We start from the raw sequence: 12,154 nt of genomic DNA, 5'->3' as shown, positions 1-12,154 counted from the left end.
GGTTAATTAATCGCCGGGCGGCGATTATACGCACTAGTGGCAAAAAGAGCATGGTTATTTCGCTAACCATTCACCTCGAATTCATAAACGTCGCTGCGGCACAAGATATCGCTGAACTCCAGCGCCTCACCCCGGGCGTTGCGGCTGGTTTGGATGATGTGCAATAACGGCGCGCCGCACGGTACGTTGAGCAACTCGGCGACCTCGCCGCTGCAGGACACCGCCTTCAACAAAAAGTGTTTATCTTCAGGCACGATGCCGCGCGATTGCCATAACGCATACAGCGAGTGCTCCAGCTGCGCCGGTTCAGGCAGGAAGCGCAGCGGAATATAGGTGGTTTCCAGCGAGACCGGGCTACCGTTCAACAAGCGTAAACGCCGCAGTTTGACCACCTCATCCCCTTCCGCGATCCCCAGCGCCGCCGCGGCCTTGGCCGGCGCGCCGACCCGCGCGCGCAGCAGCCATCGGTTGCTGACGCTGCTGCCGTGACGCAGCGCCTGAGCGGTAAAACCGCTGTCCTTATCGAGGGAATAGCCGATACGCATCGCCACGCGGGTGCCAACGCCCTGCTGCCGCGAAATCAGCCCCTTCTCCTCCAGCAGTTTCATCGCCTTGCTGACGGTGACGCGCGACAGCGCCAAACCTTCCGCCATGTGCCGCTCCGGCGGCAGAAATGCCTCCGCCGCCAGCACCTGCTGCCTGATCGCGGTTTCTATCGCCGTCGCCAGCTGAATATAGCGCGGCGCCGCCGCCCCCTGCGCCAGATGTTCACGCAGCCAGGCCATAAAATCCGTCATTCGCCCGCCCTCTTGTTCCGCCCTATGCCCAAACTTCGCTTTCTCCTATCGCCGATCCGGCGATAAAGCCTCTCACCATAACTAAAATATTGCTAATGTTTTCAGAGGGACATCACAATTTTTATTCAATGGACTTTCATTGGATCTAGATCGCGCGTAATCTGTGCTTATTGATGTTGAAACATCAATGGCACCAACACCAGGGATCCACCTTTAAAACAACTAAAAATCCGCTGCCGACCAGACAGGACGCACCTGATGGTCAGGCAGCGGGCATACGCTGTCCACATCCCGTTCGCTGAAGCGGATGGGCGACCCTTTGGGATGAATTGCCCGCTTCTCGCCGTACCCGATGGGTCACGTTGCCCAAGACGCCACGACAAATGACAAATAATAAGCAACGGTGCTAATGGATAGCTTGCTCACGGCTCATCATCCCCTCGCGCGATCCCCCTTGCGCCGGGTGAAACGGACTGATGCCTGCAAATAAAAACGTTCTCTCTCTTCCAAACTCCGCTGCAGACCCACTCTTTGTCTACACTCATTGGCGCCGTGCGGCCGATAAACCTCATCCGAGGAGGCGGCCACAGCGCCAACAAAATCGATTTTCAGCTAACTGCGGCGGCCCTCAAGGCCCTGCGCAACAGGGATCAATTGCTATGACCGATATCAATCGCAATGAAGCATGGAAGGTAGAGAGCACCGGTATCGACCGGGTGCCGGATGCGGAACAGACCGGGCGGCCCATCGAGCTGTTTTGGATCTGGTCGGCAGCCAATATCGGCATTCTCGGCGTGGTGTATGGCGCCATCATCGTCGGCTTCGGCTTATCCTTCCTGCAATCGGTGCTCGCCGCTTTGTTCGGCGTCGCCAGCTTCGTGCTGGTTGGCCTCACCAGCTTCGCCGGCAAGCGCGGGCGCACCTCTACGCTGACGCTGTCGCGAGTGATTTTCGGGCTGAAGGGCAACGTGGCGCCCACCCTGTTCAGTTGGATTAATCTGATGGGCTGGGAAGCGGTCAACGTGATCACCGGCACCCTGACGCTGGCGGCGCTGTTCGAGGCCTTCGGGCTGGGGGCCAGCCATTTGCTGACCGCGCTCAGCCTGTTGCTGTTCGCCGGACTCACTATCGTCGTCAGCCTGCTGGGGCAGAATACCGTAGTCTGGATGCAAAGCTGGTTCAGCCGCATCTTCGGCACCATGACGCTGATCGTGGTGCTCTATATCCTGTTCAACACCGAGTGGAGCCAGGTGCTGGCGCTGCCTTCCGGCAGCTGGCTGACCGGCTTCTTGCCGGCGGTCTCGGTGATCGCCGCCGGTACCGGCATCAGCTGGGCAATCGCCGGCGCCGATTACAGCCGCTATCAAAGCCCGAGCTCGTCGAACAAAGGCATTTTCGCCGCGGTGATGGGCGGTGCCTGTTTGCCGCTAATGCTGCTGATGCTGGCCGGTATTCTGCTTTCCGTGCAGCTGCCCGATCTGGCCAACGCCGCCAATCCCATCGCGCTGATAGGCTCGGTGCTGCCCGCCTGGATGGCGATCCCTTATCTGCTGGCCGCCACCGCCGGCATCGTCACCATCGCGGTGCTCAGCCTGTATTCCGCCAGCCTTAACCTGCTGACCATCGGCGTGCAGGTCAAACAGTGGTTGGCGGTATCGATCGACGCCGTGGTGGTGCTGGGTATCGCCCTGTATGTGCTGTTCATCTCCGGCGACTTTATGGGGCCGTTCATCTCCTTCCTGGTGTTCTGCGGGGTGTTCCTGGCGGCCTGGGAGGCGATTTTCCTGCTCGATTACCTGTGCCTGCGCCGCCGCTACGGGTATGATGGCAACGCTTTGTACGGCCTGCATGGCCAGAACCGCGGCGTGCGCAAAGCCCCGCTGTTCTGTTGGTTCCTCGGCGCCCTGTGCGGCCTGCTGGTCACCAAAACCGGTTTTATCGACGGCCCGCTGGCCAAAGGCTTGTTTGCCGACTCCAGCCTGGGGCTGTTTGTGTCGTTTGCGGTTAGTCTGATCGCTTACGGTCTGTACCTGACCCAACGCAGAGAACATCAATGAATGAGTGGGAAGCTGTAACACCTGTCCTGGTGATGGGGGGCGCGGTCGGCGATCTGGTGATGACGCTGCCCCGCCTGCCGACCAGCGGCGAAGATATCGAAGCCCAGCCGCAGGCGCGGCAAATCGGCGGCTGCGCGTTCAACGTAGCGCGCGCGCTGACGCGCCTTGAAGTGCCGGTGATCAACGGTATGCCGGTCGGCAACGGCGAATGGGGCGCGGCGATCGAAGCCGCCATGGGCGAACTGGGGCTGGAGGTGCTGTTGCGCCACGGCCAGATGGACAATGGCTGGTGCCTGGCGCTGGTGGAGCCGAACGGCGAACGCACCTTCATCACGGTTTCCGGTTGCGAAAGCCAATGGAATAAAGCGCAGCTGGCGACCCTGCCGCTGACGGAACACACCCTGATCTACGCCAGCGGCTACGAGCTGGCGGGCGAAAACGGCGAAGCGCTGCGCGAGTGGCTGACGCGCATGCCGTTCGACCAACCGCGTCTGATCGATCCCGGCCCGCGCATCGCCCAGCTCAGCGAAGATTTCTTCGCCATGCTCAGCGACAGCCACACCCTACTGACACTCAACCGCGACGAAGTGGCCGCGCTGTGCGGCGCCGGCGACGCCGTGGATGCCGCGCAGCGCTATGCCGCCGCCCGTAACCTGACGCTGATCTGCCGCCTGGATCGCGACGGCGCCTGGATCTGTGACGGCCGCACGCCGCCGCTGCACGTTCCCGCCTATCCGGTGGACGTCATCGATACCATCGGCGCGGGCGATGCCCACTGCGCCGGTTTGCTGGCGGGGCTGTCCGCCGGCTGGCCGCTGCCGCGGGCGGTCGATCTGGCCAACCGGGTCGCCGCCTGCGTGGTGGCCAGCCTCGGCGCCGCCAATCCGCCGGACTGGCTTCAACTGCAACAACGCTTCCCGCAGGCCTGACGTTTCAGGGCGCCGCCATCCAGCGCCCTCAGCCTTACTGCGCCGCCGCCGCACTCTCCTGCGGCGAGTGGCGATAGTTGAAGCTCAACGCGAACACAATCCCCAGCACCAGCGTATACAGCGCAAACACCAGCCAGATGCTCTGCCAGTCTTTCACGCCGTCATGGCTGAAGAAATCCACCACTTCGCCGCTGGCGAGCGCCCCCAGATAGGCGCCCAAACCGTTGACCATGGTCATGAACAGCCCCTGCGCGCTGGCGCGGATGCGGTGATCGGCCTCCTTCTCGACGAAAATGGCGCCGGAAATATTAAAGAAGTCGAACGCGCAACCGTAAACGATCATCGACAACAGCAGCAGCACGAAACCAAAACCGACCGGCGTGCCGTAGGCCAGGAACAGAAAACGCAGCGTCCAGGCCGCCATGCTGATCAGCATCACCTGCTTGATGCCGTAACGGCGCAGGAAAAAGGGAATGGTGAGGATAAAGAACACTTCAGAGATCTGCGACAGCGACAGCAGCACCGCCGGATACCGGACGCTGAGGCTGTCCTGATACAGCGGATTGAGCGACAGATCGTGCAGGAACGGGTTGCCGAAGGTGTTGGTTATCTGCAGCGCCGCGCCGAGCAACATGGCGAACAGGAAAAACAACGCCATGCGCCGCTGGCGAAACAGCACCAGCGCATCCAGCCCCAGCACGCTGACCCAGCGCTTCGACTCGGCCGCGCGGTTGGTCGGGCAGCGCGGCAACGTCAGCGAGTAGGCGGACAGCAGCAGCGAGGCCGCAGATGCCAGATACAGCTGCAGGTTGCTGAGCTCGATTTGGCTGAAACCGACCAGCCACATCGCCAGAATGAATCCCACGGTGCCGTACACCCGCACCGGTGGAAAGTCCTTTACCGTGTCAAAGCCGTGCTTCTCCAGGCAAAAATAGGAAATGGCGTTGGAGAGCGCAATGGTCGGCATATAGACCATCGCGTTGAACAACATCACCCAGAACATCAGCATCGGTTGCTCAACCTGCGCCGCACAGTACAGCGCCAGCGCCCCGAGCAGGTGGAAAAGCGCATACAGGTAGTTGGCCCTCATCCAACGGTCGGCGATGATGCCCGCCAGGCCCGGCATGATCAGCGCCGCGATCCCCTTGGCGCTGTAAACCATTCCCACCTGCATGCCGCTGAAATGCAGCGTGTTGATCATATAGGATCCCAGCGTCACCAGCCAGGCGCCCCAGATAAAGAACTGCAGGAAAATCATCACCTTCAATCGTGTTTTTATCGCCATCGCCATCACCTTGTTATTATGCTTTCAACGATGATTGGTGCGGCGGGCCCCCTGCAGCCCGCCGCCGGTTTGCTTACGGTGTCACAGCGTTTTGAACAGCTCGCGGATCAGGCGCATGAAATCGTCCGCCGCCAGCGCCGCGCAGCTGAGCGTTTGTTCGTGAGAAAGAGGCGTATCCGACAGCCCTTCGGCGTAGTTGGTCATCGCGGACACCACCAGCACCTTGAGGCCACAGTGGCGCGCCGTCAGAACTTCCGGCACGATCGACATGCCCACCACGTCGCAGCCGAGGGTCTGCATCATGCGGATCTCCGCTGGCGTTTCGAAGTTCGGCCCGGTGTAAGCGGCGAACACCCCTTCCGCCAGCGGGATGCCCGCGCTTTCGGCCACCGCCGCCAGTTGGGCGCGCAGATCGCGATCGTAGGCGTTCGCCAGGCTGAAGAAGCGCGGCCCGAAGCGCTCGTCGTTGGCGCCGACCAGCGGCGATTCCGGCATGAAATTGATATGATCGGTAATGGCCACCAGGCTGCCCGGCGCCACCGAGCGGCGCAGCGAACCGGCGGCGTTGGTCGCCAGCAGGAATTCGCAGCCCAGCAGTTTGAAAGTGCGCACTGCGGTGGTCATCACCTGCATGCCGCGCCCTTCATAGAAGTGACCGCGCCCTTTCATGCACACGACCGGCACGCCCTCCAGCTTGCCGGCGACCAGTTGCCCGGCGTGGCCGGCAACGCCGCTCACCGGGAAGCCCGGCAGCTCCGCGTAATCGAGGGTGACGGTTTCGGTCATCACCTCCGCCAGAGCGCCGAGTCCGGAGCCGAGAATCAAGGCCGCTTTCGGCTGAAAACCGGGCAGACGTGCGCGGACAACATCGGCGCAGATAAAAGCATCTTCTTGATTAAACATCGTATTCTCTCTTTAAGCGGGGGACAATAAGCCCCATAGTAGAGAGCGAGGCGCGGCCGAGACCAATACATTCTTGACGGCCGATTTATTCCATTTACCTATAAGTTGAGCTGCGTCACAGGAGTCGATGTCCCGAATGAACCCGCACCATGCCCTGCCCGATCCCGGTCGGATTAACTTCCGCCTGCTGCACTATTTCCGCGTGGTGGCGGAAGAGATGAATTTCACTCAGGCGGCGCGGCGGTTGAATATGTCACAGCCGCCGCTCAGCAAGCACATCAAAGAGCTGGAGAGCCAACTCGGCGTAGTGCTGTTCAAACGCACCACCCGCTCCATGACGCTGACGCCGGCCGGCCGCACGCTGCTGCGCAACGTCGAGCGGCTGCTGGATCAGGCCGACAGCGCGCTGCATCAGGTGCAACAAATGGGGCGCGGCGAAGGCGGCCATATGGTGGTCGGCATGGTCGGCACCTCGGCCTGGGGCGGCTTGATTGCGGCGCTGCGGCGGTTCAGCGAGCAGAGCGTCGGCGCTACCTGGTCGTTGAATGAGCTGACGCCCAGCCAGCAAATCGCCGCGCTGCAAAAGCGGCATATCGATATCGGGGTCTGGCGAGAGGCGCAGCAGCAGACGCTGCCGGGATTGAGCTGCCAACGGCTGGCGCGCGAAAGCATCGCCGTGGTGCTGCCACTCGATCATCCGCTGGCGCAGCAGGAGAATATCCCGCTGGCGGCGCTGCAAAACGACAGCTTCATCGTGCTGCCGCCGCATGAGGCCAGCCTGGGGCTGTATCTGCACAATCTGTGTCTGCAGCAGGGATTTTTGCCGGACGTCGCTTATCAGGTCAATGAACCGCAAACCCTGCTGGCGCTGGTAGCGGAAGGCTGCGGCATTACGCTGCTGCCGGACAGCTACGGCCGCATCCCGTGGCCCGGCGTGCGGTTTTGCTCGCTGCAGCAGGCGCCCCCGGCGGATCTGTATGCGGTATACCGTACCGACAGCGTCACGCCGGTGGTGCAGGCTTTTTTGGCGATGCTGCGGGCGCCCTAAGCGGCCCGCAGAGCGGGTTACATCGTCGGCTGCACCATCAGCTGGCCGGCGGTGCCGCGATCGGCCATTTCCAGCGTCTGGCTGTAATACAGGAACGGGAAGTGTTCGGAAGTGGATTGGTTGAAATACACCAGCAGCTCGACGTCGCCATCGACCCAGACGGTATCCTTCCAGCCGCGATCTTCCGCCATCGGCTGCGCGCCGTTGACGCGTTTGATCAGGAACTGCACGCCCTGAATATGGAACGCCTGCGGCGTATCCGCATGAATGTTCCAGCGTTCCCAGGTGCCTTGCTGCGCCTGTACGTCGATGCGGTTCATGTCCCAAATTGCGCCGTTGATGCCGACGCCGCCGTCGCCCAGGCGGAAATCGCGGGTGCGGCTGGCGCTGCCGTCCAACAGCTGATCCGCCAGCAGGCGCATCGGCAGGTTGTCGGTCACCAGCGGCAGCAGGCCGGTCGGGCGTAGCGTCAGCACCTGGGTGGACACCAGAATGCTCGACGGCTCGAACAGGCCGCGCAGGCGATCCATGATGCCCGCCGCTTCACCGGCGGTGATGGTCACCTCGTCGCCCTTCGACATGTCGATCAGCACTTCCCGGCGTTCGCCCGGCGCCAGCGACAGCTGCTGCACCGCAACCGGCGCAGGCAGGAAGCCCTGATCGCTGGCGATCACGTTGAACGGCCGCCCGTCGCTGAGCTGCAGGGTATAACGCCGCGCGTTGGAGGCGTTGAGCAAACGCAAACGCACCCAGCCGCGCGACACGTCGACATACGGGTTTTGCACGCCGTTGACCAACAGCGTATCGCCGACGAAGCCGCCCTGCGACGGCGCATCGTATTGCGGCGTGCCGAAGTTATCGAAGCGTTTGTCCTGAATGATCAGCGGGAAATCGTCGACGCCGTAGTGGTTGGGCAGCGGCAGCGCTTTGCTGACGGCATCCTCCACCAGCCACAGCCCGGCCAGCCCGTTGTACACGTGCGGCGCCATGCGGTTCGGCGTGTTGGCGTGGTACCAGCAGGTGGCCGCCGCCTGGCGAATAGGCAGCACCGGCGACCAGTCGACGTTGGGCGACATCATGCGCGGCGCGCCGCCCATCAGCGTGCCCGGCACCTGCAGACCGCTGATGGTCATCGCCACCGGCTCCTGCAGGCGGTTGCTGTAGATCAGTTTGACGTCGTCGCCGCTGTAAACCCGCACCGTCGGCCCCAGGTACATGCCGTTGATGCCCCACACCGCCGCTTTGCGGTTATCCATAAACGCCCAGTGGGCACGCTGCAAGGTCAGGAACAGCGGCTGACCGCGGCGAGACTCCAGCAACGGGGGAATGGGTAATGGGGTCTGCGTTCCGCTCGCCTCAGCCCTCAGCGGCACGGCGCCCGCGCACAGCGCCAGGCCCGATGCCTGTAAAAACTGACGTCGACTGAGTGACATATTTTCTCCATGAAAAGCAATAACTAAACCGTGTGCAAAACCCAAACGCCCGCCAATCAAGATTAGCAGGCGCTCAGGCGTTAACGGCGCTGAACGCCAATTAAAAAACTCTTCTTTGAAGCCGGTAGACTCTTATTTTTTGGCGGCGTTGCGCTGGGCGACTTCGGCGTCCAATTCGGCGATTTTCGCCTCCATCAGCTCGCGGCAATGGGCCGCCAGCTCGCGCACGTTTTCTTTGCCGTATTTGCTGGTATCCACCGGCGCCAACATCTCGACGATCACATGACCGTTATTCCAGCGATTAAGATTTATATTACCGCTGGTGGTCGATACACAGATCGGCACAATCGGCACGCCGGCGGCAATGGCCGCGTGGAACGCGCCGGTTTTAAACGGCATCAGCCCACGGCCGCGGCTGCGGGTCCCTTCCGGGAACATCCAGATCGAAATGTCTTTCTTCTTGAACTGCTCCGCCACCTGGGCGATGGTGCCGTGCGCCTTGGCGCGATTATCACGATCTATCAGCAGATTACCGGTCAGCCAATACAGCGGGCCGAAAAACGGGATCCACACCAGACTTTTTTTACCGACGGTCACGGTGCGCGGCTGCACGATATTAGAGGCCGTCACCATGTCGTAGTTATTTTGGTGGTTGGCGATATAGATGCAGTTGCCGTTGTTGGCCGCATCGGCCGGCACGCGGGTTTCAACCTTGATGCCGAACAGCGTCGATAGACGGCCGAAAAGATGGCCGAAGGTCGCCACATGGCGAGGATTACGCGGACTGAACAAGCAGTAAACCGAACCGAAAATACACACCAGAATACAGAAAAGAGTGGCGAGAACGGCACGCAAAATCAATAACATAACAACCTCATTAGCACACTGCCAACGCAGTTTACTTCGCTGCGCAGATTCCTTTACTCATTATTTGCCGACCAGGCGGAAAGCACGCCTATGTCGCCTGCATTTCTCGCTATTTTCCCGCCAGGCGGCAGTACGCACAATAATTTTATGCGCAGAAATGTTAACTATTTGGAAAATAAACGCCAGCAAAAATAAATAAGGCGGCCACAGCATGCTGCGACCGCCCGTTAACGCTGGTGCCAACGCTTACTCTTCGCTGTCGCCACCCGACGCCCGCACCGGCGCATCCACTTCGACGCGATCGATGCGCTGCAGGCCGCGCGGCAGTTGGGTGCCCTTGCGGCCGCGTTCCGCACGGAACTTCTGCAGATCTTCCGGACGCAGCGTCAGCTTGCGTTTGCCGACGTGCAGCGTGACGGACGCCTGCGGCGGCAGCACGAACAGCCAGGCCAGCTTGTCTTCACCGGCGGCGGCCTGCGCCGCCGGAATGGAGACGATCTTGTTGCCCTTGCCCTTCGACAGCTGCGGCAGATCGGCGACCGGGAACATCAGCATGCGCCCGGCGGCGGTGATCGACAGCAGCATATCATCTGCGCCGTGGATCTCCATCGGCGGCAGCGCTCTGGCGTTGTCCGGCAGCGTGATCATCACCTTGCCGGCGCGGTTGCGCGCCACCAGATCGTTAAAGGTGCAGACGAAACCGTAACCGGCGTCGGACGCCATCAGCAGCTTCTGATCGTCGGCCGCCATCAGCACCTGCTCGATGGTGGCGCCCGGCGGCGGCGTCAGCTTGCCGGTCAGCGGCTCGCCCTGCCCGCGCGCCGAAGGCAGCGTCATCGGATCGAGCGCATAGCTGCGCCCGGTAGAGTCGATAAACACCACCGGCTGATTGCTCTTGCCGCGCGCCGCGCCGCGGAAGCTGTCGCCAGCCTTGTAGCTCAGGCCGGCCGGATCGATGTCGTGGCCCTTGGCGCTGCGCACCCAGCCCATTTCCGACAGCACGATGGTCACCGGCTCGGACGGCACGAAGTCGTGCTCGCTCATCGCCTTGGCTTCCGCGCGCTCGGTCAGCGGCGAACGGCGATCGTCGCCGTAGGTCTGCGCATCGGCCTGGATCTCTTTCTTAATCAGCGTATTCAGCTTGCGTTCGGACGCCAGCAGCGCCTGCAGCTGATCGCGCTCTTTCGCCAGTTCGTCCTGCTCGCCGCGGATCTTGACCTCTTCCAGCTTGGCCAGGTGACGCAGTTTCAGCTCGAGGATCGCTTCCGCCTGGGTATCGGAGATGCCGAAACGCTGCATCAGCACCGGCTTCGGCTCATCCTCGCTGCGGATAATGTGGATCACCTCGTCGATGTTGAGGAACGCCACCAGCAAACCTTCGAGGATATGCAGGCGCTTGAGCACCTTCTCGAGGCGGTAGTTCAGGCGGCGGCGCACCGTATCGCGACGGTAGGCCAGCCATTCGGTGAGGATCTCCACCAGCCCTTTCACCTGCGGGCGGTTGTCCAGACCGATCATGTTCATGTTGATGCGGTAGCTGCGCTCCAGATCGGTGGTGGCGAACAGGTGATTCATCACCTGCTCCAGATCGATGCGGTTGGAACGCGGCACGATCACCAGACGCGTCGGGTTCTCGTGATCGGATTCATCGCGCAGGTCTTCGACCATCGGCAGCTTCTTGGCGCGCATCTGGCTGGCTATCTGCTCCAGCACCTTGGCGCCGGAAACCTGATGCGGTAAGGCGGTGATCACCGCGCTGCCATCCTCTTTCTTCCACACGGCGCGCATGCGCACCGAGCCGCGGCCGCTCTGGTAAATTTTGCGAATTTCATCGCGCGGGGTGATGATCTCAGCTTCGGTCGGGAAGTCCGGCCCCTGCACGAACTCGAGCAGGTCATCGAGCGAGGCGCCCGGCTTGTCGAGCAGCGCCACCGCGGCGGCGGCGACTTCGCGCACGTTGTGCGGCGGAATGTCGGTCGCCATGCCGACCGCGATGCCGGTGGTGCCGTTCAGCAGGATGTTCGGCAGGCGCGCCGGCAGCATCTTCGGCTCTTGCAGCGTGCCGTCAAAGTTCGGGATCCAGTCGACCGTGCCCTGGCCCAGTTCGGCCAGCAAGACCTCGGCGTATTTGGACAGGCGCGATTCGGTATAACGCATCGCCGCGAACGACTTGGGATCGTCCGGCGCACCCCAGTTCCCCTGGCCGTCCACCAGCGGATAGCGATACGAGAACGGCTGCGCCATCAGCACCATGGCTTCATAACACGCGCTGTCGCCGTGCGGGTGATATTTACCCAGCACGTCGCCCACGGTGCGGGCGGACTTCTTGAATTTGGCGCTGTTGGTCAGCCCCAGTTCAGACATGGCGTAGATGATGCGGCGTTGTACCGGCTTCAAACCGTCGCCAATGTACGGCAACGCCCGATCCATGATGACGTACATGGAATAGTTCAGATAGGCGTTTTCAGTGAATGTGTGCAGCGGTAAACGCTCTACACCGTCATGAGTCAGATCACTCATTACTCAATTATCCTCAGACCGTGGCTTGGCAATCCCTTGGACGACAAAAGGCATCGCTTGTCGATTCTGCCCGCGATAGTAACCCATCTGCAGGGTGGCTGTCACAGTTGGCGCAAGGATCGCCGGCGGCGGCCGGTTGCGCGATGCGGTTTATGCAAAATTTCGCTGTCTGGCGGCCCGTTTATTGACTGGCAGTCAACACTGTTGTGCGCTGGATCGCATTTTTACCTGCGCGGCTAACGATTACACTCATCGCCAGCTAGGTAGTTTCCCCCTTTTCGGCGGGAAGCATGCCATATCTTAACTCTGACGGGA

The 12,154-nt window shown here is 61.6% G+C and carries 9 protein-coding genes; 3 read left to right on the top strand and 6 right to left on the bottom strand.

The genetic code is table 11. The features are described 5' to 3' along the window. Nucleotides 1–62: 62 nt before the first annotated feature. Complete coding sequence (locus tag J9788_RS20575; RefSeq protein WP_033644622.1) at nucleotides 63–797, bottom strand: GntR family transcriptional regulator; 735 nt, start codon at nucleotides 795–797, stop codon at nucleotides 63–65. Between the two features lie 659 nt (nucleotides 798–1,456). On the opposite strand from J9788_RS20575, the gene J9788_RS20570 reads away from it, so the two are divergent. After that, nucleotides 1,457–2,854: a cytosine permease gene (locus tag J9788_RS20570; protein ID WP_182265437.1), complete on the top strand. Its 1,398-nt coding sequence runs from the start codon at nucleotides 1,457–1,459 to the stop codon at nucleotides 2,852–2,854. Further along, nucleotides 2,851–3,783: a PfkB family carbohydrate kinase gene (locus tag J9788_RS20565; RefSeq protein ID WP_182265438.1), complete on the top strand. Its 933-nt coding sequence runs from the start codon at nucleotides 2,851–2,853 to the stop codon at nucleotides 3,781–3,783. The genes J9788_RS20570 and J9788_RS20565 overlap by 4 nt, the downstream gene beginning before the upstream one ends. Before the next feature lie 34 nt (nucleotides 3,784–3,817). On the opposite strand, the gene J9788_RS20560 is transcribed toward J9788_RS20565, so the two are convergent. Then, nucleotides 3,818–5,068 carry a nucleoside permease gene (locus J9788_RS20560; protein WP_182265439.1) on the bottom strand — a complete coding sequence of 417 codons (1,251 nt, stop codon included), beginning with the start codon at nucleotides 5,066–5,068 and terminating at the stop codon, nucleotides 3,818–3,820. An 81-nt stretch (nucleotides 5,069–5,149) separates the two neighbouring features. Beyond that, nucleotides 5,150–5,971 carry a xanthosine phosphorylase gene (xapA, locus tag J9788_RS20555; RefSeq protein WP_046897294.1) on the bottom strand — a complete coding sequence of 274 codons (822 nt, stop codon included), beginning with the start codon at nucleotides 5,969–5,971 and terminating at the stop codon, nucleotides 5,150–5,152. A gap of 136 nt (nucleotides 5,972–6,107) precedes the next feature. On the opposite strand from xapA, the gene J9788_RS20550 reads away from it, so the two are divergent. After that, complete coding sequence (locus tag J9788_RS20550) at nucleotides 6,108–7,019, top strand: LysR family transcriptional regulator (protein ID WP_182265490.1); 912 nt, start codon at nucleotides 6,108–6,110, stop codon at nucleotides 7,017–7,019. A gap of 17 nt (nucleotides 7,020–7,036) precedes the next feature. Here the strand turns inward: J9788_RS20550 and ftsP are convergent, their stop codons facing one another. The 3 genes from ftsP to parC all read right to left on the bottom strand — a co-directional run bounded on the left by ftsP (nucleotide 7,037) and on the right by parC (nucleotide 11,839). Continuing rightward, complete coding sequence (ftsP, locus tag J9788_RS20545; protein ID WP_182265440.1) at nucleotides 7,037–8,452, bottom strand: cell division protein FtsP; 1,416 nt, start codon at nucleotides 8,450–8,452, stop codon at nucleotides 7,037–7,039. A 132-nt stretch (nucleotides 8,453–8,584) separates the two neighbouring features. Next, nucleotides 8,585–9,319 carry a 1-acylglycerol-3-phosphate O-acyltransferase gene (locus tag J9788_RS20540; protein WP_004937266.1) on the bottom strand — a complete coding sequence of 245 codons (735 nt, stop codon included), beginning with the start codon at nucleotides 9,317–9,319 and terminating at the stop codon, nucleotides 8,585–8,587. A gap of 246 nt (nucleotides 9,320–9,565) precedes the next feature. Continuing rightward, on the bottom strand, nucleotides 9,566–11,839 hold the full coding sequence (gene parC, locus J9788_RS20535; RefSeq protein ID WP_015379079.1) for a DNA topoisomerase IV subunit A: 2,274 nt from the start codon (nucleotides 11,837–11,839) through the stop codon (nucleotides 9,566–9,568). Nucleotides 11,840–12,154: the final 315 nt, after the last annotated feature.

The sequence above is a fragment of the Serratia sp. X10 genome, assembly GCF_017811775.1.
In the GTDB taxonomy this organism is placed as follows: domain Bacteria; phylum Pseudomonadota; class Gammaproteobacteria; order Enterobacterales; family Enterobacteriaceae; genus Serratia; species Serratia ureilytica.
Note: the sequence above shows the minus strand (reverse complement) of the source record. Positions and strands in the feature narration are given on the sequence as shown.